The sequence below is a fragment of the Streptomyces smaragdinus genome (assembly GCF_009604385.1).
GTDB classification, from domain to species: Bacteria; Actinomycetota; Actinomycetes; order Streptomycetales; family Streptomycetaceae; genus Streptomyces; species Streptomyces smaragdinus.
On sequence record NZ_WEGJ01000004.1, the window covers coordinates 26,004 to 47,845 of the forward strand.

22 protein-coding genes are annotated in these 21,842 nt (G+C 72.2%); 4 read left to right on the forward strand and 18 right to left on the reverse strand.

Going from position 1 to position 21,842, the window contains the following annotated elements; translation table 11 throughout:
- Nucleotides 1-24 precede the first annotated feature (24 nt).
- Nucleotides 25-717, forward strand: a complete 693-nt coding sequence (locus tag SRB5_RS08730) for an SDR family NAD(P)-dependent oxidoreductase (RefSeq protein ID WP_153450924.1) — start codon at nucleotides 25-27, stop codon at nucleotides 715-717.
- A 27-nt stretch (nucleotides 718-744) separates the two neighbouring features.
- Complete coding sequence (locus SRB5_RS08735) at nucleotides 745-1,515, forward strand: SDR family NAD(P)-dependent oxidoreductase (RefSeq protein ID WP_153450925.1); 771 nt, start codon at nucleotides 745-747, stop codon at nucleotides 1,513-1,515.
- A 54-nt stretch (nucleotides 1,516-1,569) separates the two neighbouring features.
- Here the strand turns inward: SRB5_RS08735 and SRB5_RS08740 are convergent, their stop codons facing one another.
- The 4 genes from SRB5_RS08740 to SRB5_RS08755 form a co-directional block, all read right to left on the reverse strand.
- Entirely contained in the window at nucleotides 1,570-3,726 is a 2,157-nt protein-coding gene (locus tag SRB5_RS08740; protein WP_153450926.1) for an MMPL family transporter, read from the reverse strand.
- 85 nt (nucleotides 3,727-3,811) lie between these two features.
- A complete protein-coding gene (locus SRB5_RS08745) occupies nucleotides 3,812-4,480 on the reverse strand; it encodes a TenA family protein (protein ID WP_153450927.1) in 669 nt (222 codons plus the stop codon).
- The gene (locus SRB5_RS08750; RefSeq protein ID WP_153450928.1) at nucleotides 4,480-5,232 is read right to left on the reverse strand and encodes an SDR family NAD(P)-dependent oxidoreductase; all 753 of its coding nucleotides are present in this window, start codon (nucleotides 5,230-5,232) and stop codon (nucleotides 4,480-4,482) included. Before SRB5_RS08750 ends, SRB5_RS08745 begins: the two co-directional genes overlap by 1 nt.
- A gap of 106 nt (nucleotides 5,233-5,338) precedes the next feature.
- Nucleotides 5,339-5,812, reverse strand: a complete 474-nt coding sequence (locus SRB5_RS08755) for a hypothetical protein (RefSeq protein ID WP_153450929.1) — start codon at nucleotides 5,810-5,812, stop codon at nucleotides 5,339-5,341.
- A 114-nt stretch (nucleotides 5,813-5,926) separates the two neighbouring features.
- On the opposite strand from SRB5_RS08755, the gene SRB5_RS08760 reads away from it, so the two are divergent.
- Nucleotides 5,927-6,526, forward strand: a complete 600-nt coding sequence (locus SRB5_RS08760) for a PadR family transcriptional regulator (RefSeq protein ID WP_153450930.1) — start codon at nucleotides 5,927-5,929, stop codon at nucleotides 6,524-6,526.
- A gap of 89 nt (nucleotides 6,527-6,615) precedes the next feature.
- Here the strand turns inward: SRB5_RS08760 and SRB5_RS08765 are convergent, their stop codons facing one another.
- The 3 genes from SRB5_RS08765 to SRB5_RS08775 form a co-directional block, all read right to left on the reverse strand.
- On the reverse strand, nucleotides 6,616-8,151 hold the full coding sequence (locus tag SRB5_RS08765) for a right-handed parallel beta-helix repeat-containing protein (RefSeq protein ID WP_153450931.1): 1,536 nt from the start codon (nucleotides 8,149-8,151) through the stop codon (nucleotides 6,616-6,618).
- 121 nt (nucleotides 8,152-8,272) lie between these two features.
- Complete coding sequence (locus SRB5_RS08770) at nucleotides 8,273-9,580, reverse strand: cation:proton antiporter (RefSeq protein ID WP_153450932.1); 1,308 nt, start codon at nucleotides 9,578-9,580, stop codon at nucleotides 8,273-8,275.
- A gap of 227 nt (nucleotides 9,581-9,807) precedes the next feature.
- Nucleotides 9,808-11,433: an FAD-dependent oxidoreductase gene (locus SRB5_RS08775; RefSeq protein ID WP_153450933.1), complete on the reverse strand. Its 1,626-nt coding sequence runs from the start codon at nucleotides 11,431-11,433 to the stop codon at nucleotides 9,808-9,810.
- Nucleotides 11,434-11,636: 203 nt separating this feature from the next.
- Here SRB5_RS08775 and SRB5_RS08780 point away from each other — a divergent pair, with 203 nt between their 5' ends.
- On the forward strand, nucleotides 11,637-12,653 hold the full coding sequence (locus SRB5_RS08780; RefSeq protein WP_153450934.1) for a methyltransferase: 1,017 nt from the start codon (nucleotides 11,637-11,639) through the stop codon (nucleotides 12,651-12,653).
- A 126-nt stretch (nucleotides 12,654-12,779) separates the two neighbouring features.
- On the opposite strand, the gene accC is transcribed toward SRB5_RS08780, so the two are convergent.
- Genes accC through SRB5_RS08835 form a run of 11 tightly spaced genes read right to left on the reverse strand, consistent with a single transcriptional unit; the run spans nucleotide 12,780 to nucleotide 21,737 of the window.
- Nucleotides 12,780-14,126: an acetyl-CoA carboxylase biotin carboxylase subunit gene (gene accC / locus SRB5_RS08785; RefSeq protein ID WP_153450935.1), complete on the reverse strand. Its 1,347-nt coding sequence runs from the start codon at nucleotides 14,124-14,126 to the stop codon at nucleotides 12,780-12,782.
- Nucleotides 14,127-14,141: 15 nt separating this feature from the next.
- Nucleotides 14,142-14,639, reverse strand: a complete 498-nt coding sequence (locus SRB5_RS08790; protein WP_153450936.1) for an acetyl-CoA carboxylase biotin carboxyl carrier protein — start codon at nucleotides 14,637-14,639, stop codon at nucleotides 14,142-14,144.
- A 41-nt stretch (nucleotides 14,640-14,680) separates the two neighbouring features.
- Nucleotides 14,681-16,369: an acetyl-CoA carboxylase, carboxyltransferase subunit beta gene (gene accD, locus SRB5_RS08795; protein ID WP_153450937.1), complete on the reverse strand. Its 1,689-nt coding sequence runs from the start codon at nucleotides 16,367-16,369 to the stop codon at nucleotides 14,681-14,683.
- Between the two features lie 48 nt (nucleotides 16,370-16,417).
- Nucleotides 16,418-16,732 carry an antibiotic biosynthesis monooxygenase family protein gene (locus SRB5_RS08800; protein WP_153450938.1) on the reverse strand — a complete coding sequence of 105 codons (315 nt, stop codon included), beginning with the start codon at nucleotides 16,730-16,732 and terminating at the stop codon, nucleotides 16,418-16,420.
- Nucleotides 16,719-17,063, reverse strand: coding sequence for an antibiotic biosynthesis monooxygenase family protein (locus SRB5_RS08805; RefSeq protein WP_153450939.1), 345 nt, complete (start codon nucleotides 17,061-17,063; stop codon nucleotides 16,719-16,721). Before SRB5_RS08805 ends, SRB5_RS08800 begins: the two co-directional genes overlap by 14 nt.
- Nucleotides 17,063-17,815: an SDR family NAD(P)-dependent oxidoreductase gene (locus SRB5_RS08810; RefSeq protein ID WP_153450940.1), complete on the reverse strand. Its 753-nt coding sequence runs from the start codon at nucleotides 17,813-17,815 to the stop codon at nucleotides 17,063-17,065. Before SRB5_RS08810 ends, SRB5_RS08805 begins: the two co-directional genes overlap by 1 nt.
- A gap of 26 nt (nucleotides 17,816-17,841) precedes the next feature.
- A complete protein-coding gene (locus SRB5_RS08815; protein WP_323377320.1) occupies nucleotides 17,842-18,303 on the reverse strand; it encodes a DUF1772 domain-containing protein in 462 nt (153 codons plus the stop codon).
- A complete protein-coding gene (locus tag SRB5_RS08820; RefSeq protein ID WP_153450941.1) occupies nucleotides 18,300-18,767 on the reverse strand; it encodes an SRPBCC family protein in 468 nt (155 codons plus the stop codon). The genes SRB5_RS08815 and SRB5_RS08820 overlap by 4 nt, the downstream gene beginning before the upstream one ends.
- Nucleotides 18,768-18,808: 41 nt before the next feature.
- Complete coding sequence (locus SRB5_RS08825; protein ID WP_323377323.1) at nucleotides 18,809-20,026, reverse strand: ketosynthase chain-length factor; 1,218 nt, start codon at nucleotides 20,024-20,026, stop codon at nucleotides 18,809-18,811.
- Nucleotides 20,023-21,306 carry a beta-ketoacyl-[acyl-carrier-protein] synthase family protein gene (locus tag SRB5_RS08830; protein ID WP_323377325.1) on the reverse strand — a complete coding sequence of 428 codons (1,284 nt, stop codon included), beginning with the start codon at nucleotides 21,304-21,306 and terminating at the stop codon, nucleotides 20,023-20,025. Before SRB5_RS08830 ends, SRB5_RS08825 begins: the two co-directional genes overlap by 4 nt.
- Nucleotides 21,303-21,737, reverse strand: a complete 435-nt coding sequence (locus SRB5_RS08835; RefSeq protein WP_323377327.1) for a cupin domain-containing protein — start codon at nucleotides 21,735-21,737, stop codon at nucleotides 21,303-21,305. Before SRB5_RS08835 ends, SRB5_RS08830 begins: the two co-directional genes overlap by 4 nt.
- Between the last annotated feature and the right edge of the window lie 105 nt (nucleotides 21,738-21,842).

Sequence of the window (21,842 nt, forward strand, 5' to 3'; positions counted from 1 at the left end):
GCTTCGACCCCCGGGCAGGATCCCATGACGGAGCACGACGCCCCCCGTACCGCGCTGGTCACCGGAGCCAACCGGGGCATCGGCCTCGCCGTCGCCGCGGAACTCGCCGCCCACGGGCTGACGGTGGTGGTCACCGCCCGGCGGGCGGCGGACGCCCGCGCGGCGGCGGCGGAGATCGGCCCGGGGGCGCGCGCCCTGGAGCTGGACGTCACCGACGACGCCGGCGTCCGGCGGGCGGCAGAGCGGGCCGGGGACGTCGACGTGCTGGTGTGCAACGCGGGCGTGCTGCTGGACGGCGGCACCGATCCGCTGTCGGCGCCCCCGGACGCGGTCGAGGAGACGCTGCGGGTGAACGTCGTGGGCACCTGGCGGGTGCTCGAGGCGTTCGTCCCGCCGATGGTGCGCCGGGGCCGGGGCAGCGTCGTGATCGTCTCGAGCGGTACGACCCCCGAGTTCGGCGGCCGGCTGTTCGCCGGGGCCCCCGGCTACTCGCTCTCCAAGAGCGCCCTCAACAACCTCACCACGCTGGTCGCGGACCACACCCGGGGCTCGGGCGTCACGGTCAACGCCGTGAACCCCGGCCGGGTACGCACCCGGATGATGCCGCACATGCAGCGGTCCCCGAAGGACGCCGCCCGGTTCGTCGCCGAGACGGCCCTGCGGCCGCCGGACGGGGTGACCGGCGGATTCCTCACCGAGAACCGCGGACCGGGCTGAGCGGCCCGGCCGGGACAGGAGCTTGCGATGCGATTCGACTTGTCCGGAAAGAAGGCCGTGGTCAGCGGGGCCGGCAGCGGCATCGGCCTGGCCTGCGTCCGGGCCCTCGCCGAGGCCGGCGCGGACGTCCTCGGCGGGTCCCGTACGGTCTCCGCCGACCTCAAGGAGGCGACCGCGCACGTCCTGGAGGTCGATCTGCTGACCCCCGGCGGCCCGCGGGAGCTGATCGGTCACGCACGGGAGACCCTGGGCGGGGTGGACGTGCTCGTCAACACCGTGGGCGGCGGCGTGAAGCTCGCGAAGGGCTTCGCCGACATCGGGGACGAGGTGTGGCGCGAGGCCTTCGAGCTGAACGTCCTCACCACCGTACGCACCACTCGGGCGGCCCTGGACAGCCTGGTCGAGCGGCGGGGCGCGGTGATCAACATCAGCTCGATGAACGCCCATTACGCCGACCCCACCCTCGCCCACTACGCGGCCGCGAAGTCCGCCCTCGCCAGCGTGACGGAGTCCCTCGCGCTCGAGTTCACCTCCCGCGGGGTGCGGGTCAACAGCATCTCCCCCGGCCCGGTGAAGACCCGGGTGTGGACGAACCCGGTGATCGCCGAGCACCTGGGCATCACCCCGGAGGAGTTCCTGGCGCGGATCCCGGCGATGACGGGCCTGGCCACGGGCGCCATGATCGAGCCCGAGGAGATCGCGGCGCTGGTCGTGCTGCTGGCCTCCGGCCGGGTCCGCAGCATCACCGGGACGGACATCGCGATCGACGCGGGGATGGCCCCGCCCAAGGCGTTCTGAGCGTACGGGAACGGGCCCGCCCCTCGGCAGGGGCGGGCCCGTCCGCTGTGACCGTCAGACTCCGTGCGCCTTGACCTCCGGCAGCACCTTGGCCAGCGGCGCGGGCAGCCACCAGGCCGAACGCCCCATCAGCTGCATCACGGCCGGCACCATCAGACAGCGGATCACCAGCGCGTCCAGCAGGATGGCCACCGCCAGTCCGAGGCCGAACTGCTGCATCATCCGGGCGGGGCTGAGCACGAATCCGCCGAAGACCACGATCATCACGGCGGCCGCCGCGGTGATCACCCGGCCGGTCCGGGCGAGTCCCTCGCGCACCGCGACCGCGGCGTCGTGGGTCCGCTCCCACTCCTCGCGGATCCGGGTGACGAGGAAGACCTCGTAGTCCATGGAGAGCCCGAAGACGATCGCGAAGATCATCACGGGGTTGAACGCCTCCACGGGGCCGGGCTCCACGCCCAGCCAGCCCTTCTGGAAGACCAGGGTGACGACGCCGAGCGCCGCGGAGATGGACAGCAGGTTCAGCACGGCCGCCTTCAGCGGTACGAGGACCGAGCGGAACACCGCCACCAGCAGCAGCGTGGACAGGCCGACCACGATCAGCACGAACAGCGGCAGCCGTCCGGAGACCGTGTCGGAGAAGTCCTGCGCGGCCGCGGTGGAGCCGCCGACCAGGAACCGGGCCCCCGTCTCGCGTTCCACGGGCGGCAGTACGTCGTCGCGCAGCCGGTGCACCAGCGCGGTGGTGTCCTCGTCCTGCGGCGAGGAGTCGGGGTAGGCGATGACCGTGGCCAGCTTGCCGTCCTCGGAGGGAAGCGGGGGTGTGGCCGCGGCCACGCCCTCGGCGCCGTCCAGGGTGGAGCTCAGGGCCTGACCGGCGTTGTTCCCGCCGTCGGCGACGATCACCAGCGGCCCGTTGAAGCCGGGGCCGAAGCCGTCGGCCAGCAGGTCGTAGGCCTTGCGGCTGGTCGACCCGGCGGGGTCGGAGGCGGCGTCGGCGAAGCCCAGGCGCATGTCCAGCGCCGGGAGCGAGAGCGCCAGCATCGCCACCAGGGCCGCGGCCAGCGCCGCCAGCGGACGCCGCTGGACACCGGAGGCGAGCCTGCGCCAGCCGGCGCCCTCGGTGCGGCCCTTGCTCCGGGCCTTCGCGGACCGCTTCTCCACGGTGCGCTGCAGCCGCCGGCCGAACAGCGCCAGCAGCGCAGGCAGCAGCACCAGCGCCGCCGCCATGGTGGCCAGTACGGTCAGTGCCACCGCCAGGGCCACGCCCTGCAGGGAGCCGATGCCGAGCGTGACCAGGCCAAGCAGCCCGATGATCACCGTGCAGCCGGCGAAGAACACCGTGCGGCCCGCCGCGTCCAGGGCGACCCGTCCGGCCGTGGCCGGATCGGCGCCGTCGATCAGCTCGGTGCGGAACCGGTAGAACACGAGCAGCGCGTAGTCGACGCCGACGCCGAGTCCCACCAGCGTCATCATCGGCGGGGTGAAGTCGGCGACCGTGGCGACGTGCGAGGCCAGCGCGATCAGTCCGGTCGCGCCACCGACCGCGAAGATGGTGGTGATCAGCGGCAGCGCGGCCGCGACGAGGGAGCCGAAGAGCAGCACCAGCAGGACGAGCGCCACGAACATGCCGACGAACTCGGCCCCGCCGCCCGCCTCTTCCTGCGCGGCCCGGATCGCCTCACCCCCGAGCTCGACCCGGAGGCCCTGACCGGCCCCGGCCCGCGCGGTGTCGATGATCCTCTCGATGTCCTCCGGCGGAATCGCCTCCGCCTTGTCCTTCAGAGTCACCGTGGCGTACCCGACGGTGCCGTCCTCGGAGACGGCGACGGTGTCCTCGTACGGACTGCGCACCTGGGCGACGGACGGGAGCTTCCCGACCTTCTCCAAAAGCCCCTCGACGCGCTGCCGTTCGCCGGCCAGTCCGGCGGAGTCGGAGAGCACGATCTGGACGGTGTCGCCGGCCTCGAGCGAACCGTGTTCCTTCAGTACGTCGGTGGCGGCCTGGGTCTCGGTTCCGGGGAGGGAGAAATCGTTGCGGTAGGCGTCGCCTGCGCCCTGGGCGGCCGCCGAGATGACGACGAGCGCCACGATCCACAGCACGAGCGCGCCCCAACGGTGCCGCTGCGCCCATCCCGCCAGCCGGGAGAACGCTCCGCCCGGGGCGCCGGGGTCCGCCGTGGACGTCCGGGTTCGGGTGTCGGTACTCATGATCAACTTTCCTTCGGTGGGGGTGAGAGGTGTCTTGCGGTGGGGGTTCGTGGTGTGCCGGTGGTGCGGGGACGGGGCGCGGCGCTCAGGCCGCGTGCTCCGTCCACTCCGCGAGCCGCAGGGCCGACTCGGCGAAGGCCAGTTCGTACGCGGCGCCGAGCCGGAAGCTGTCGGTCAGCGCCTCGGCCTCCCGGTCGGAGCAGCGCGCGAGGAACACGTCGACGAGGGCGAGATAGGCGGCCACGTAGTCGTGGTAGCCGTCCTCGGGTATGTAGCGGCGCACCCATCTCTCGTACCGGGAACCCGGCTTGGTGCGTTGGCGCAGGTCGAGGGAGACCTGCTGGTGGAACCACGTCATGGGGAGCAGCCCGCCGAGGCCGGCCGCGAACGACGCCGTGGCGGCCGCCGTCATGAAGGAGGTGTGGGCGTGGGTGACCGGGCCGACCGGCACCGGTTCCACCGTGCGGCCCAGCTCCCCCGCCAGCTCGCCGAGTTCGCCGTCCATCCGCAGCGTCGCCTCGAACGTGGCGGCCGAGGCCCCGGCCAGCAGCGCGCCGTCCTCGTCGCGCTCCGCGGCCGCGGCGACGCGGGCCAGCGCCCGGGCGTAGGCCGGGACGGCGTAACGGGCGTCCTGGCAGGCGAAGTACCACAGCGCCCCGGCGGGCAGCGAGCCGTCACGCACGCCCCGCCAGAAGGGATGCTCACGGACCTCCTCGGCCAGCGGCTTCGCGATCCGCCTCAGCTCCGCCCGCATCACAGCCCGCCGGCCGTGTGGATGACCTGCCCGTTGATGTTCCCGTTCGCCTCCGAGGCGAGGAAGACGATCAGCCGCGCGACCTCCTCGGCGGTCGTCAGCCGGCCGCTGGGAGTCTTGCGCACGGCCGCGGCCAGCACGTCCGGGTCCACGGCCTCCAGCTGCTCGGACACGGTGCCGCCGGGCGCCACCACATTGGCCAGCACACCGTCGCCGGTCCACATCAGACCGCGGACGAAGCCGTGCAGGGCTCCCTTGGCGGCGCTGTACAGCTCCGAGCCGGGGTTGCCGTGGGTCGCGGTGATGGAGGACAGCAGCACGATCCGGCCCCAGCGGCGCTCGCGCATCCCGGCCAGCGCCTGGCGGACCGTCCACAGATGGCCCTCGACGTTCTCCCGGTAGCGCGCGAGCCAGTGGCCCATCGGCATGTCGTGGTACGGCGGCAGCTCGTCGGGGTTGACCCACACCCAGGTCTGGGCGTTGCCGACCACGACGTCCACCCCGCCCCAGAAGTCCTCGACGGAGCGGACCGCCTGGGCGATGGACACCGGGTCGGCCAGGTCGCACTGCAGCGCGCGGGCGCGGGTGGGGCCGCCGAACTCCTCCACCAGCTCCTCGGCCGCGTCCTTCGAGCTGTGGTAGGTGATCGCGACGCGCGCCCGCTCCTCGGCGAACACGCGCGCCGTCGCCCGGCCGATGCCCCGGGTGGCGCCGGTGACCAGTACCCGCTTGTCCTTCAGACCCAGATCCATGTCGCGTCCCTACGCCGCAGCTGCACGGTCCTCGATGTGAACGGGCTCCACATTGTCCGTCCCGGGCCTCGAGCCGGAGTCGAGCCGCGAGGCCCGGGACGGGGCGTCAGGCCTTCGCGGGCCGGGGGTCGCGGGCGGGGTCGTCGATCGTGGGGTAACGGCCCTCCCGGCGGGCCTGCTTCAGGTCCCGCAGATACTCGCGCGTCAGCATCGCGGACAGGGCCGCGACGCCGCCGCGGTTGATCCGGACCTCGCTGCGTGCGGCCGTCCCGGTGATCGTGATCCGGAGACCGGGCTCACCGGTCGGGCCGGCGGCGTCCTTCACCCGGCCGCTGCCCTCCCAGGCCAGGTCCCAGTGGTCGATCTCGGCGCCCTCGGGGACCAGCAGCTTGACCGTGCTGCGGTAGACGCCGAGCTCGACGCTCACCTCGGCCGGCAGGCCGGCGGAGCGCAGGTCCAGCACGACGTTCCCGCGGCGGGCGCGGACCTCGAAGCGGCCGGCGGTGGTCCAGTTGCCCAGGTGCCGCACGACGGCGCCGTCGGCCTGGACCCGCTCGGTGGTGATGTCGGTGTTCGTCATGTCCCGGTCCTCCCGGTGCGGCGGGCCGGACCTCGTGTCCCGCCCTCACACTCATATAGTTGCACTGAAACTAGTCTCACGTCAACTAGTATCGGTGAGGGTATTATTCGGTGCATGAGCACACCCACGCGCAGCTCCCCCCTCGCCCTGACCGTGCTGGCCCTGCTGCACTTCAAGCCGCTGCATCCGTACGGGATCCAGCGGCTGATCAAGCAGTGGGGGAAGGACCAGGTCGTCAACGTCGGGCAGCGGGCGAGCCTGTACCGCACCATCGACCGGCTGCTCGCGGCCGGGCTGATCGCGGTCCGCGAGACGGGCCGGGACCAGCAGTACCCGGAGCGCACGGTGTACGAGGTCACGGACGCGGGGCGGGCCACGGCGCGCGAGTGGCTGGCGCAGATGCTGGCCGAACCCAAGCAGGAGTTCCCGGAGTTCCCGGCCGCCCTGTCACATCTGCTGATGCTCACGCCCGAGGAGCTGCTGGGCGTCCTGGGGCAGCGGGTCAAGGCGCTGGAGGAGACCGTCGCGGAGCTCGGGGCGAGCCTCGCCGAGGAGGAGCGGCACGGGCTGCCGCGGGTGACCATGCTCGAGACGGAGTATCTGAAGGTCGTCACCACGGCCGAGCTGAACTGGCTGCGCTCGGTGACGGAGGACCTGCGGGCCGGACGGCTGGAGTGGACGTACGACTCGCTGGTGTCGTTCGTCCGGGAGTGAACGCGCACGGCACACGGCCGCCCGCGAACCCCGGTTCGCGGGCGGCGTCGTACCTGCGTCACCGGCCGGACCCCGGTGCGGTCCGTGGGTCAGGGCGAGAGGTCGGCCCCGATGTTGCGCGGCAGCGGCATGGGCTGCCCCCAGTAGTCGTACGGGCCCTCGCCGGTCACCTCGACGCCGGCGCCGATCGCGGGCGAGCCGTCGGCCAGCTTGATGCCGTCGGCCGAGTCGAGCGCCGGGTTCACGAACCGGGGGTCGGCCAGTACGGCGTTCGTCCCCGTCGGCGCGCCGGCGGCCACATGGTGGAAGAGGTTGTACCGGTAGGTGCTGTACGGGTCGTCCACCAGCGAACCGCTGCTGCTCCCGGAGAAGATGTTGTTGGTGTACCGCAGCGCGGTGGTGCCGGACGCGTAGGTGAAGGCGCGGGCGTTCGGCGAGTAGACGGAGTTGTTGTAGATCTCGATGCCCGACATGTTGACGCAGGTGGTCACGACGACGGCGAAGCCCTCGCCGCCGTCGTTGCGGCTGACGTTGTAGCTGATCGTCGCCCCCGAGGTGGTGCTGCCCTCCTCGGCCGAGTTGGCGCCGCAGATGTAGAGCATCCCGAACGGGTTGTCGTGGGTGTAGTTGAAACGGACGTAGGCGTCGGTGGATCCGCCTTCGACGCCGAGCGCCAGGGACGGCAGCCGGCCGTGGGCGATCTCGTTGCGCTCGATGTGGGTGCGGTCGGAGTTCCAGCCGTGGATGCCCAGCGTGTAGTCCGCCGTCCGCATGCCGAAGCCGTCGATCAGGTTCTCGTAGACCCAGGCGTCCTGGCCGTTGAAGACCACGATGCCGTCGCCGCCGATGTCACGCAGCTGGTTCTGCCCGATCATCAGGCCGGTGATCGGGACGTAGGTGCCGGTGCCCCCGGGGACCTGGGCACGCCGCTGCCAGGAGGAGAAGGCGGCGATCCCGGTACGGTCGACCGACTGCAGGACGTTTCCGGTGATGCTGACCTGGGAGAACCCGGTCGCCTTGGTCGTCCCGGCCGCTTCGAACACGATGCCGCCGTTGGGGTTCGGGAACCGGACGTCCTCTCCGTCGACGTCGTGGATGTTCAGGCCGCTCACCTGGTAGCCGTGGCCGGTGCCGTAGTCGGTCAGCTTGGCGTAGAGCCCAAAGCGCTGGCCGGGGGTGGCCGCGGTGTTGGTGAGTTCCAGGTCGTGGACCCGGTAGTACTGGACGTTGGCCAGATAGACCGCGGCCAGCGCTCCGTTCGCGTCGATACGCCCCTTTCCGTTGCCGTACGAGCCGATGGTGATCGGGTAGTTGGAGGTGCCGCTGCCCCTCGGCTGCAGCATGCCGGTACAGGCCGTGCCCCCCTTGATCAGCAGGGACTCGCCGTACCCCAGGGTCTGCGTGTTGGCCTTCGCCAGGGTCTTCCACGCGGTGGCGGCGCTGGTGCCGGCCGCCGAGTCGTTCCCCTGGGCGCAGTCGACGTAGTACGTCACGGCGTCCAGGGGTTTGGGCTTGGTCTCGACGGCTGTCGCCGGACCCGTGCTCAGCAGGGCCGCGACCGCGGCAAGAGACGCGGCAGCCGTCCATCGGCCGCCGCGTCTTCCTCTGCTCCGGTGCTCGAACATCGTGCTCCTCCGGTCTCGCGTACTTCGCGGTGGCCGGATGTTTGTCCTGGTTCCTCGGCGGTGGCTGGAGTCCGCGTCGAGCGGGCCTCGCGGGGCTGGTCGGGGCCGTGGGCGCCGGCGGTCAGCGCGGGCCGGGGCCGCGGCCGACCGGGACGCTCCGCTTCACGTCGGCCGCGGCCGTCCCGACCTGCGGCGCCGGTTCGCCGAACGCGCCGAGGGCCGCGAGGCCGCCGCCGCGCCGGCGCAGTACGTACAGCAGCGGGCCGGCCATGGCGGTGGTCACCAGCGCCATGATCACCATCAGCGAGTACATCCCGGTGTCGATGACGGCCAGTTGCAGCCCCACCGTGAGGATGACGATTTCGGTCAGCCCGCGGGTGTTCATCAGCACCGCGAGCACCCCGCTCTGCGTCCGGGGCACCCGGTTGGCCCGCGCGCCCGCGTAGGCGCCCGCGAACTTGCCCGTGACGGCGACCAGCAGGATGAGCGACAGCTCGCCCAGCCCCCGCAGACCGGTGCCGGACAGGTCCACCTTCATCCCCGCGACGATGAAGAAGGCGGGGAGGAGGAGAAGCCGGCTCAGGTACTCCACCCGCTCGGTGATCTGGCGGTGGGCACGCTCGGAGATCTGACGCGGCATCACCACGCCGAACAGGAAGGCGCCGAAAATAAAGTGCAGGCCGAGCCATTCGGTCGCCCAGCAGGAGAGCATCAGCCCGCCGAGCACCACGATCAGCTGGTCGGCGCCAATACCGCGGCCGTCGCCCCGGTCACGCAGCAGCCGGGCCAGCAGCGGGCGGACAGCCGCGTACATGACAGCCAAATAGACGGGGGCCAGCAGCATCCGCCACTGTCCGCCGCCGCCCGCCACCCCGGCCACCACCGCCAGCAGCGACCAGGCGACGATGTCGTCCACGGCCGCGCTGGCCAGCGCCACCCCGCCCACCCGGGTGGGCCGCAGCCCGCTGTCGGCCAGGATCCGGGCGAGCACGGGGAAGGCCGTCACGGACATGGCGGAGCCCAGGAAGAGCACGAACCCCAGCTCGCTGCCGGGCGCGTGCCGGCCGGCCAGCCACAGCCCGAGCAGCGCGCCGAGGCCGAAGGGCAGCACCACCGAGCAGAGCGAGATGCTCGCGGCGACCTTCTCGTGGCCGCGCAGCAGCTTCAGGTCCAGCTCGTGGCCGATGACGAACATGAAGAACACCAGCCCGAGATTCGCCAGTGCCCCCAGCATCGGCCGGATGTCCCCGGGAAAGAGGTGGTCGGCGATCACCCCGTCCAGGAGTGTCGGGCCCACCAGGATGCCCGCCGTGATCTCGCCCACCACCGGCGGCTGGCCGATCCACCGGGCGGCCGTGCCCAGCACCCGGGCGAGGACGAGGACGGCCGCGAGGGCGAGGAAGAGGGACTGGAGTTGTTCGGCTGTCATGGCGGTGACCTTTCGCGTCGAGAGCAGACGCCGCCCGGGAGGGGGATCGCCTCGGGGGTTGGAAGGCGGGGGGCGGCGTCTGCCGCGACGAGGCTAGGTACGCCCCCTCAAGCCGCCGCATGGTCCGTCTCGGGAACCGCTCGCGGGCATCGGCGCAGGTCGAAGGCCCGTACAACGCGATGTGCCGCACCCGGGGACCCGGGCACGGCACAGGGACGAAGATCGCGTCAGACGGCCGGGGCACTCTCCCCGGTGGTCAGGCCGGACGCGCGGGCGATCACGTCGCCGAGCACCGCCTTCGGGTCGTCGACGGGACCGACGGCACGCCAGGACACGAACGCGTCCGGCCGCACCAGGACCGCGCCGCCGGGCCCGACCCCGTAGACCTCGGCCCAGTCGCGGTCGACCGGCGACAACTCCTCGCCGGGGCCCACGGCATAGGTGCGCAGCGGAACGCCGAGCCGGTCCGCGGCCTCCTTCGCCGCCTCGGCCCACGGGCCCCCGTCCGGGCCGGTGAGCAGTACGAAGTCGTCCCAGAACAGGTCGATCGACGAGATCGTCCCGTCCCCGCGGCTCAGCCACACGTGCGGGGCACGGGTGCCCGCCTCGCCGTTCAGCACCAGGTCGGGCGTGAGCACCCGGGTGTCCTCGGGGTTCACGATCGAGCTGGACCGGTAGCGGTAGCCGAGGGTGATGATGACGTCGTCGACGAAGTCCTTCTTGTCCTGGTCGGTGGCGTAGCCGTGACGGATCCGGTTGCGCACCAGCGCCTGCTCCGACATCGCCGTACCGACCCGGCGCCGCTCCGCGTCGTAGGTGTCCAGCAGGGCGTCGGTGCCCCAGCCGTCCTGCACGGCGGCCAGCTTCCACGCCAGGTTGTGCGCGTCGTGGATACCGGTGTTGGCGCCGAAGCCGCCGGCCGGCGGGTGCACGTGCGCGGCGTCGCCCGCCAGGAATACCCGGCCGGCCCGGAAGGTCTCGGAGACCAGCTGGGCGCCCTGCCACGGCACCTTGGCGAAGATCTCGACGTCGATGTCCTTGCCGGCGGCGCGGCGCACGATGTCCACGCACCGCTCGTCGGTGTAGTCCTCGGGCTTCTCGCCCTTCTCCGGGTAGTAGATGGGCGCGGCCAGCCACGGGTCGCGGCCGTGCAGCCGGGACAGGCCCATCAGCGAACCGCCGGCGGAGGCGTAGCAGAGGATGAACTTCTTGTCCTTCAGCAGCCCCTCCAGCTCGGGCGCGCGGAAGTAGATGCTCAGGGCGTTGAACACCGTGCCGCGGCCGGTGCGTTCCACGCCGAGCGCGGTGCGGACGCCGCTGCCGGCGCCGTCCGCCCCGACCAGGTAGTCGGCGCGGATGGTGAAGCGCTCGCCGGTACGGGTCTCCTCCGCGATCGCGGTGACTCCCTCGTCGTCCTGCTCGAAGGAGATCAGCCTGGTGGTGAAGCGGACCGTGGCCCCGAACTCCTCGGCCTTGGCCACCAGCACCTTCTCGTAGCGGTCCTGCCCGCAGCCCATGACCCGCTCGGGGCTGACGGTCTCGCCGTCCAGGGTCGGCGACTCGAGCAGCTCCGCATTGTCGATGTCCGCGAAGGTGTCGACCTTGATGATGCCGCCCTCGAAGTACTCGTGGGAGTTGCCCTGTTCGAGCGCCCGGATCTCCTTGCCGATGCCGGCGGCGCGGAACAGCTCCATCGTCCGGGCCTGCAGGCCCGGGGCGCGGGGAAGCATCGAGGTGGCGTCCCGCTTCTCCAGCACCATGGTCCGTACTCCTCGCCTACCACAGAAGAGCGCGGTGGCCAGACCTACGGGGCCTCCCCCGATGATCAGTATCGGGATCCTCACGTCAGTCATGCACATCCCCTTCGGATGACGGTTCTGCGGCCGGGCGTCCACGGCGCCCCCCTTTGCTAACCAGTCGGGCTAGAGGCGCGGTGGAGCACCGCTGTCCGCCGGCTCTCCCCAGCCCGCTTCGAGGCGGCTTCCAGCGGTGGCGGGGACTCTCGGGCAAACGGCCCGGCGCCCGGCACGGGCCGTATCCGGAAGGAGTTCCGCGCATGTCGCACACCGGCCTGGATGTCAGCACGTCCGCCGGGATCATCCGGCTGAGCAACGCGTTCTGCGACGCGAAGGCCCTGATGACCGCCGTCGAACTCGGGCTCTTCACCAAGCTGCGCGAGACCGGACCCGCCACCGAGGAGGAGATCCGCCAGGCCCACGGGCTGCACGGACGCGGGCTGTCCGACTGGCTGAACCTGCTCACGGCGCTCGGTCTGCTGGAGCGCAGGGGCGGCAGGTACGGCAACGCCAAGGGCGCCGACTCCTTCCTCGTCCAGGGGGAGAAGGAGTACGTCGGCGGGTTCGTCGAGCGCTCCAACCGCAACCTCTACCCCGCCTGGGGCAAGCTCACCGACGCGCTGCGCACCGGCGAGCAGCAGTCCGGCAGCCACTTCGACGTCGTCATCCAGAACCCGCAGATCCTGCGGCAGTTCACCGGGATGATGGACGCCCTCACCAACGTCGTCGGCCCCGAGCTGGTGGAGGCCTTCGACTGGGGCCCGTACGGCTCGGTGCTGGACATCGGCGGCTGCCGCGGCAACCTGTGCTCCATCATCGTCGGCTCCCGGCCCCATCTGACAGGTCACGTCTTCGACCTCCCGCAGATGGAGCCGCTGTTCGACGAGAAGATCGCCGAGCGCGGTCTCACGGGCAAGATGAACTTCCACGGCGGCAGCTTCTTCACCGACGACATCCCCGTCACCGCCGACGTGGTCACCCTGGGCCACGTCCTGCACGACTGGGACGCGGAGCAGCGCGAGAAGATCGTCGCCAAGGCCTTCGGGGCCGTGAACCCCGGCGGCGCGCTGCTGGTGTACGACCGGATGCTCGAGGACGGTCCGGCGTACGTCGAGAACCTGGTGATCAGCCTCGACATGCTGCTGGTCACCGACGGCGGCTCGGAATACCCGGCCGCCGAGGTCGTCTCGCACGCGCACAAGGCCGGCTTCGCATCGGTCGAGGCCTCCCCGCTCAGCGACTACGACACGCTGCTGGTGTGCCGCAAGGCCGGCTGACCCGCGTACGGCGAGCACGGTTGCGGCTGCCCGTCCGGGACCTCCCGGGCGGGCAGCCGCACGAGGGGCGCACGACGAAGGGGGCGGGCCCGCGGCCCGCCCCCTTCCTGTCGTCCTACCGCGGCCTCACAGGCCCGAGGCCGCCAGGAACGAGGTGTCGTGCTTGCCCTCGCGGAAGACCTCGTGGGCCACCACCTTGCGCAGCAGCGGGATCGTGGTGCGCACCCCCGGGCCGGCGATCCGGAACTCCGCCAGCGCCCGGTCCATCCGGTCCAGCGCCGTCAGCCGGTCCGGGCCCCAGGCGATGACCTTCGCCAGCAGCGAGTCGTACTGCGGCGGGATCCGCCAGCCGGGATAGCCGTGGGTGTCGACGCGGACGAAGGGGCCGCCCGGCGGCACGTACTCCTCCAGCAGCCCCGGGCTGGGCGCGAAGTCCCGGTCGGGGTCCTCGGCGTTGACCCGGCACTCCACGGCCGTACCGCGCGGCACCAGGTCCTCCTGGCTGTGCCGCAGCCGCTCCCCCGCGGCGACCAGGATCTGCTCGCGCACCAGGTCGACGCCGTACACGGCCTCGGTGACGGGGTGTTCGACCTGGATCCGGCAGTTCATCTCCATGAAGGAGAAGCCCTCGTCGTGCACCAGGAACTCGAAGGTGCCGACGCCGGTGTAGTCCACCGAGCGGGCCCCGCGCACCGCGGCGCGGGCCATGGCCCGGGTCAGCTCGCGGTGCAGCCCGGGGCCCGGGCTCTCCTCGATGAGCTTCTGGTGCCGGCGCTGCACGGAGCAGTCGCGCTCGCCCAGATGCAGCACCTGGCCGTGGTTGTCGGCGAGGACCTGCACCTCGACATGGCGGGCGCTGTCGCAGTAGCGCTCCAGATAAACCCGGTTGTCCCCGAAGACGGCCTGCGCGGTCGCCCGGGTCTGCCGGTACGCCGGCAGCAGGTCGCCGGGCCGGCGCACCACGGTCATGCCGCGGCCGCCGCCGCCCGCCGCCGCCTTGATGATCAGCGGGAAGCCGATCCGCGCGGCCAGGTCGGAGACCTCCGCCGCGCTGTCGACCGTGCCGGGGCTGCCGGGCAGCACCGGCAGCCCGGCCTCCGTCATCAGGGCCCGGGCCACGGCCTTGTCGCCGAGCCTGGACAGCACATCGGGGCGGGGGCCGATGAAGGCCAGGCCGTTCTCCGCGCAGATCTCGGCGAAGTCCGGGTCCTCGGAGAGGAATCCGTACCCGGGATGGACGGCGTCGGCGCCGGTGCGCAGCGCCGCCTCGATGACGGCGGGGGCGCACAGATAGCTCTTGCGGGGCGCGCCGGGACCGATCTGCACCGCGGTGTCCGCCGCGCGGACGTGGGCGCAGTCGCGGTCGGCGGTGGAGTACACGGCCACCGTGCGGATGCCCAGTTCGCGGCAGCTGCGGATGACGCGCAGGGCGATCTCGCCGCGGTTCGCGATCAGGATGGTGTCGAATGCCATGGGCCGCGGTCCTCCTCAGCCGTGCTCGTCGGTGGCGAGCAGCACCAGGGGCTGGCCGTACTCGACCGGCTCCCCGTCGGCGACGAGCACCTCCACCACCCGCCCGGAGCGGGTGGCCTCCACCGGGTTCATCAGCTTCATCGCCTCGATGATGCCGAGCTGCTGTCCCTTCTCCACCTGGTCGCCGACCTGGACGAAGGGCGGGGCGGTGGGCGCGGGCGCCACGTAGAAGGTGCCGACCAGCGGGGCGCACTCGCGGTGGCCCTGCGGGATGTCCTCGTCGGCCGGCAGTGACGATCCGCCGTCGGCGCCGTCCGGGTTCTCGTCCCATTCCACCTCGACGCTGGCCGCGCCGAGCGCGACGCGCACCCGGCGGGGGTGGCTGGGTCCGACCCGGACCACCTCCGCGATGCTCCGGCAGATGTCGGTGAGGGCCAGACCACTGTTGTCGTACTCCAGACCGACGGTGTCCGTTGTCCGGGACCGCGGGCTGTCCTTGGTGAGCTCGCTCATGAATACATCTCCGTCATACCTGCCGTAGCGGTTGTTTTGATTCATGTACGAAGTTCCTGGCCCGTCGTCAGGCCGAACCGCCGGAAACGGGCCCGCCGGGTGACCGGGCCGCCGTCGGCGGCCCGTACCTCCCGCAGGGCCGCCACGACGGCGCGCCGGACGGAGTCGCTCAGCGCGGCGGTGTCGGTGTGACCGCCCCCGGGCGGTTCGGGGACGACCCCGTCGACGATGCCCAGCCGCAGCAGCGACGCGGCGTCCAGGCCGAGTTCGTCGGCGGCCACGGCGGCCTCCGCCGCGTTCTTCCACAGGATCGCCGCACAGCCCTCCGGACTGATCACCGAATAGGTGGCGTTGGCGCACATCAGCACCCGGTCGGCGACGCCCAGGGCCAGCGCCCCGCCGCTGCCGCCCTCGCCGGTCACCACCGCCACCACCGGGACCGGCAGCGACCCCATCAGCTTGAGGTTCTCCGCGATGGCCACGGACTGCCCGCGCTCCTCCGCGGTGAGCCCCGGATAGGCGCCCGGGGTATCGATCAGCGTCACGACCGGCAGCCCCAGCTTCGCGGCCAGCCGCATCAGCCGGGCGGACTTGCGGTAGCCGGCGGGCGAGGGCATCCCGAAGTTGCGGTCGACGAGTTCGGCGGTGGTGTGACCCTTCTGGTGGCCGATCACCATCACCGCCAGCCCGTCGAGCATCCCCACGCCCCCGACGACGGACCGGCACTCCTCGCCGGCCCGGTCGCCGTGCAGCTCCACGAAGCCGTCCAGCCAGGAGCCGATGTGCTCCAGCGCGGTGGGCCGGCCGGCCTCGCGGGCCAGCTGGACGCAGTCCCAGGCGGGCAGCTGGTCCAGCAGCTGGCTGTCGGTGACCGTGGGGTCGTCCTCGCCCTCGCCCCAGGACGCGGGCGGCTCGCCGGCGACGGCCAGCAGCCGGCTGAGCCGGGCGCGCAGTTCGGTGCGCGGCCACACGTCGTCGACCAGCCCGTGCTCGAGCAGGAACTCGGCGGTCTGGAAGCCGTCGGGCACCTTCTGGCGGATGGTCTGCTCGATCACCCGCGGGCCCGCGAAGCCCATCCGGGCCCGGGGCTCGGCGACCACCACGTCGGTGAGGGTGGCGAAGGACGCGGCCACTCCGCCGTACGTGGGGTCCGTGACCAGGGTGACGGTGAGCAGCCCCGCCTCGTCGAGCTCGGCCAGCGCGTTCGAGGTCTTGGCCATCTGCATCAGGGACAGGGCGCCCTCCTGCATCCGCGCCCCGCCCGACGCGGTCACGATGAGCAGCGGCAGCCGCTCGGCCAGCGCGGTCTCGGCGGCGGTGGTGACCGCCTCGCCGGCGGCGACGCCGAGGCTGCCGCCGAAGAAGCGGAAGTCCATCACCGCGGCGATCAGGGCCGTACCCCCGATCCGGCCGTGCACCACCAGCACGGAGTCCTGCTGCCCGGTCTTCTGCCGGGCCTGCTGCAGGCGTTCGGTGTACGGGCGCTGGTCGACGAAGTCCAGCGGGTTGAACTGGGTGGCCGGGACCGGCACCGGCCGGACGCTGCCGGGGTCGAAGAGCTGGGCGATCCGGCTGGGTGCGTCCAGCCGGTCGTGCGCGCCGCACTCCGGGCAGACCCGCAGCAGCCGGGCGTAGCGTCTGCCGTAGACCAGCGAGCGGCAGCCCGGGCAGGAGATCCACGACGCCTGCTCGCTCTCGGTCCCACGCCCCGTCCGTACGGTGGTGGTCATCCCCACGCTCCTCGTTCGTCTCTCCTGCGGCACGGCCGGGGCCGGCGTCTAGTACGCCGCCTCCACCTCGTAGATCCCGAAGGGGACCGGGTGCCGGGTGTCCCGGTACGGGCGCAGCGGCGCCGTGTCGTTGCGGTGTCCGTCGCCCTGCTCCCAGCGCAGGAAGGCATCCAGGTCGCGCCAGCGGCTGACCACGACCAGGGCGGTGGGATCGGCCGGGGAGCGCAGGAGTTCGTTCCCGAGCATCCCCGCCACCCCGGCCAGCCGTTTGCTGACCAGGTGGTACGCGGCGCGCACCGCCTCCAGCTGTTCCTCGTCGTGGGCCGCCTGGTAGACCAGGACCCGGACCTCAGACCCCGGCATCCGCGTGCGCCTTGCCCTCGATCCGGGCCTTGACGTGCATGGTGTTGTACGAGCCCTGCGAGCGGTACGGGTGCAGCCGCTCGCGGTGCGCCAGATGGGCGTCGCTGGACTCGAAGGCGCGGAAGCCCGGCTCGTCCACCCAGTCGCTGACGATGTAGTAGATGTGGTCCTCGTCGGTGGACTTCGACAGGCTCTGGCCCAGACAGGCCGGGTGGCCGGTGACGGCCTCGGTGCTGCCGGTCCACGCCTTCTCGAAATCCTCCTCGAGACCCGCGTTGATCACCATGCGGAGGATGACCCGGTACGGTCCCTCGGGCTTCGCCGTGCTCATCAGGAGATGCCTCCGTCCACGCAGATGGTCGCCCCGGTGACGTACCGGGACAGGTCGCTCGACAGCCACAGCACGGCGCCGGCGACCTCGTCGGGGGTGCCGAGCCGGTGCAGCGCGGTCTTGGCGCTGTACCGCTCGACGAGCTGGGCCTTCATCTCGTCGGGCATCTTGTGCAGGTTCTCCGTCTCGATCACGCCGAGCGCGACGATGTTGAACCGGATGCCCCGGTCGCCGAACTCCTTGGCCAGCGAGCGGTTGAAGCCCACCAGCGCCGCCTTGGTGGCGGTGTAGTGCGACCGCAGCGGGATGCCCGCCTCCACGGCCTTGGAGCCGATGCTGATCACCGAGGAGCCGGCGCCGAGCAGCGGCAGGGCGCCCTGGATCACCAGATGCACGCCGGTGAGGTTGGTGTCCACGACCCGCCGCCACTCCTCGAGCGGCAGCTCGGCGTACGGGATGTGGCTGATGGCACCGGCGTTGTTGACGACCACGTCGAGATGCCCGTAGCGCTCGCCGGCCTCGGCCAGCAGATCGGTCACGTTGCCGGGGTCGGAGACGTCCGCGCGCACGACGTGGTGGTCGCCGTCGGTCTCCTTCAGCTCGTTGCGCAGCGAGACGACGGCCTCGCTCTCCTGCTGGTAGCAGGTGAGCACGTCGGCGCCGGCCTGGGCCAGCGCCCGGACGATGCCCCGGCCGACGCCCCGACTGCCGCCGGTGACCAGGGCCTTCTTTCCTTTCAGCCCGAGATCCATGGTTGTTCCTCCGGGAGTTGGTGTGGTCAGAGCAGGAGCGCGACGCCCGCGCAGTTCAGCAGCAGCGTGAGTACGGTGATCGCGCCGCGCCGCTGGTTCCACGCGCCCCAGCGCCAACGGGGGTCGACGGCGGCGAAGTTCTCGGGCAGGTTGTCCGGGTCCAGGGTCTGCACCCACTTGTTGACCGGGACGTTCTGGGTGAGCGAGATGGTGACGGTGACCGCCGCCAGCACCGCTCCGGCCCAGAACAGGGTCCGGGCCGCCGGGTCGTCCGCGAGCAGGCCGAGCCAGACGTCGCCGGCCAGGGTGGCGAGCAGACACAGCGGCATGGCCGGGTCGTAGCGGGTGGCGAAGAACGCGTGGGCGTGGACGTAGCGGTCGTCGGGCAGCGAGGCGAGCAGCGGGAAGCCGCCGAGCAGGGTGCCCAGCAGCACCCCGGCCGCCAGCCCGTTGACCAGCAGTACGACGGGGGCGACGACCTCGATCACGGCCGGCTCCGCCGGGCCGCGGCCGCTTCGACCTTCTCCTTGATGAGCTTCATCTGGACGGCCGTGTTGCGGTTGAGGTGCTCGGTCATCCCGGCGTCGTCGACGGGGGCGGCGGGCTTCATGTGGAAGTCCTGGACCCAGCGCATCGTGACGCCGCCGGACGCGGCGTCGGTGTACTCCCAGTGGATGTTCATGAACTCGAACGGCCCGGTCTCCACCCGGTGGGCGTCGACGGTGCGGGTCACCGGGTCGGGGACGCGCTTGGAGACCCAGCTCCACACGGTGCCGTCCTCGTCGGGGTGCATGGTCAGCCGGAAGGTGATCTCCCGGCCGTCCTCCTCGATGACGTCGACCGAGGCGTACTCGCTGAAGAGCTGGGGCCAGGACTTGAGGTCGTTGGTCAGCTCCCAGACCAGGTCCATCGGTGCGTCGATCACGATGCTGTTGTCGGTGTGGCCCGCCATGGCGTTCCTCCGGGTCCTCTCTTGATCCAGGGTGTGGTCGGTCAGGCGCGGCCGAGGACGACCGCCGCGTTGAAGCCGCCGTGGCCGCGGGCCACGACGAGGGCGGTGTCCAGCCGCTGGTGCCGGGGCTCGCCGAGCACCAGGTCGATCGCGTAGCCGGGGGCGGGCTCCGTGGGGCCCACGGTGTGCGGGATCACCTGGTCGCGCAGGGCGAGCAGGGCGGTGGCCGTGTCCAGGGCGGCGCCGCCGCCGTAGAGCCGGCCGGTCAGGGTCTTGGGCGCGGTGACCGGCACGCCGCCGGGGCCGAAGATCTCCGCCAGCGCCCCGGCCTCCGCCCGGTCGGCCTCGGGTACGCCCGCCGCGTCGGCGAACACCACGTCCACGGCGGCGGGTTCGAGCTCCGCGTCGGTGAGGGCGGCGGTGATCGTACGGGCCAGGGCGGGGCCGCGGTCGGAGCCGGGCGGGGGGTCAAAGCCGGCCGCGTAGCCGAGGATCCGGCCGTAGATCCGCTCGGCGCCCCGGGCCCGCGCCGCCGCCTCGTCCTCGAGGACCAGCAGCGCGCCGCCCTCGCCGGGGAGGTAACCGCGGGCCTCGGCGTCGAAGGGGACGTAGGCGCGGGCCGCGTCCTTGCCGGTGGCGAGGTTGCCGTTGGTGAGCTGGGCGGTCAGCCCGTACGGGCACAGGGACGCGTCGGTGCCGCCGGACATCACCAGCCGCGATCCGCTGCGGATCAGCCGCCGGGCCTGGCCCACGGCGTCCAGCCCGCCGGCCTGTTCGCAGCAGATGACGCCGCAGGGGCCGCGCATGCCGTGCCGGATGGAGATCTGGCCCGTCGTCGCGGCGTAGAACCAGGCGATCGACTGGTACGCGCCGACCCACTCGGGGTCGTGCTGGTACAGGTTCTCCATCTCGTGCTGGCCGAACTCGGTGCCGCCCGAGGAGGCGGCGGTCACCACCGCCATCTCGTACTCGGGGAGTTCCGCCGGCGTCACCCCGGCGTCCGCCAGCGCGGCGTCGGCGGCGGCCAGGCCCAGATGGGTCCAGCGGTCGGTCTGCGCGACCAGCCGGCTGGGCACCCGCGCCTTCGTGTCGAAGTCCCGTACCTCGCCGGCGAGGCGCACCGGGTAGCCGGAGGCGTCGAAGCGGCTGATCGGACGGATCGCCGAGGCGCCCTCCAGGACCGCGTTCCAGTGGCTCTCGATGCCGATGCCGGTGGGGGCGACGATCCCCAGTCCGGTGACCACGGCGGTACCGCTCACGATCCGCTCCCCTCGTACTCGACGGCTCCCGGCCGGGCCAGCAGCACGGCGCTCTGGAACCCGCCGAAGCCGCTGCCGACGCTCAGCGCCACGTCCATCCGGTGCTCGCGGGCGGTCAGCGGCACGTAGTCCAGATCGCACTCGGGGTCGGGGTGGTGCAGATTCGCCGTGGGCGGCACCACCTGGCGTTCGAGGGCCAGCGCGCACGCGGCGACCTCGATGGAGCCGATGGCCCCCAGGGAGTGGCCGACCATGGACTTGATGGAGCTGACCGGGACCCGGTACGCGTGTTCGCCCAGGCTGCGCTTGAACGCGGCCGTCTCGTGGCGGTCGTTCTGCTTGGTGCCCGAGCCGTGGGCGTTGATGTAGTCGACGGCGGTGGGGTCCAGCTTCGCCCGGTCCAGCGCGACCTTGATCGCCTCGGCCATCTCCCGGCCGTTGGCCTTCAGCCCGGTCATGTGGAAGGCGTTGCTGCGGCCGGCGAAGCCGACGACCTCGCCGTAGATCCGGGCGCCGCGCGCCTCGGCCGCCGCCTTCTCCTCCAGCACCAGGACGGCCGAGCCTTCCCCGAGGACGAACCCGTCGCGCTCGGCGTCGAAGGGGCGCGAGGCGTGCTCGGGGTCGTCGTTGTTGGGCGAGGTGGCCTTGATGGCGTCGAAGCAGGCCGCGGTGATGGGTGACAGCGGGGCGTCGGTGGCCCCGGCCAGGACGACGTCGGCGGAGCCCTCCTCGATCAGCTGGATGCCGTGGCCCACGGCGTCCAGGCCGGAGGTGCAGCCGGTGGAGATCAGCGCCACCGGCCCCTCCGCCCGGGCCTCCCAGGCGACCTCGACGGCCAGGGTGCTGGGCACCATGTAGCCGTACAGGTGCGGCACTCCGTAGGTGTGGTCGACGAGCCAGTGCTTGCCGGCGTCGCTGAGCAGGACGTACTCCTCCTCCAGGCCCATGGTGCAGCCCACGGCGCTGCCGATGCTGACGCCGATCCGCTCGGGGGCCAGGCCCGCGCGGTCCAGTCCGCTGTCCTCGAGCGCCTCGCGGGCGCTGACGACGGCGAACTGCGCGGCCCGGTCCATCCGGCGGATCTGCCGGGGGGCGAGGCCCGCGGCCACCGGGTCGAAGTCCGCCTCGGCGGCGGTCTGCGAGCGGAAGGGCGCGGGGTCGAAGAGCGTGATGCGGCGGGTGGCGGTGCGGCCGTCGGCCAGCAGCTTCCAGAAGGCCTCCCGTCCGACTCCGCCGGGGGCCACGACGCCCACTCCGGTGATGACCGCTCGTCGGCTCACTTCAGGCCACCCACCTGCGGGTGCGGCTGCTGGGGCTGCAGCGGCTCCTCGGTGTCGACGTGGCCGAGCTCCGGGCGCGGGGCGAGCGGCGACAGATGGAACGCCGCCCGGGCCTCCTCGGTGCCGGTGTTGACCAGCCGGTGCACCACACCGATCGGCACCAGCAGGGAGTCCCCGGGACCGAGCGGCACGGCGGTGCCGTCCATCGTCATCTCCAGCTCGCCGGCGAAGACGTGCAGGAACTCCTCGGAGTACGGGTGGTAGTGCGCGGTGACGAAGTCGCCCGGCGCCAGGGTGAGCACCCCGCCGAACCCGGAGGTGCAGCCGGTGGTGCGGGGGCTGAGGGTGGTCCTGATGTCGCCTCCGCGGCGGGTGTTGGGCTGAACATCGTCCGCGTTGATCCGGACGGTTCGGGTGATCTGGTTGGTCACTGGGCCCGCCTCCTTGTGCGGCCTGGACTTACAGCGGCGCGGGAACCGTCGCAGCGGACGCTAGGGGCGGGCTCGAATCGGCGTGGACACCCCGGGCGGCGGGCC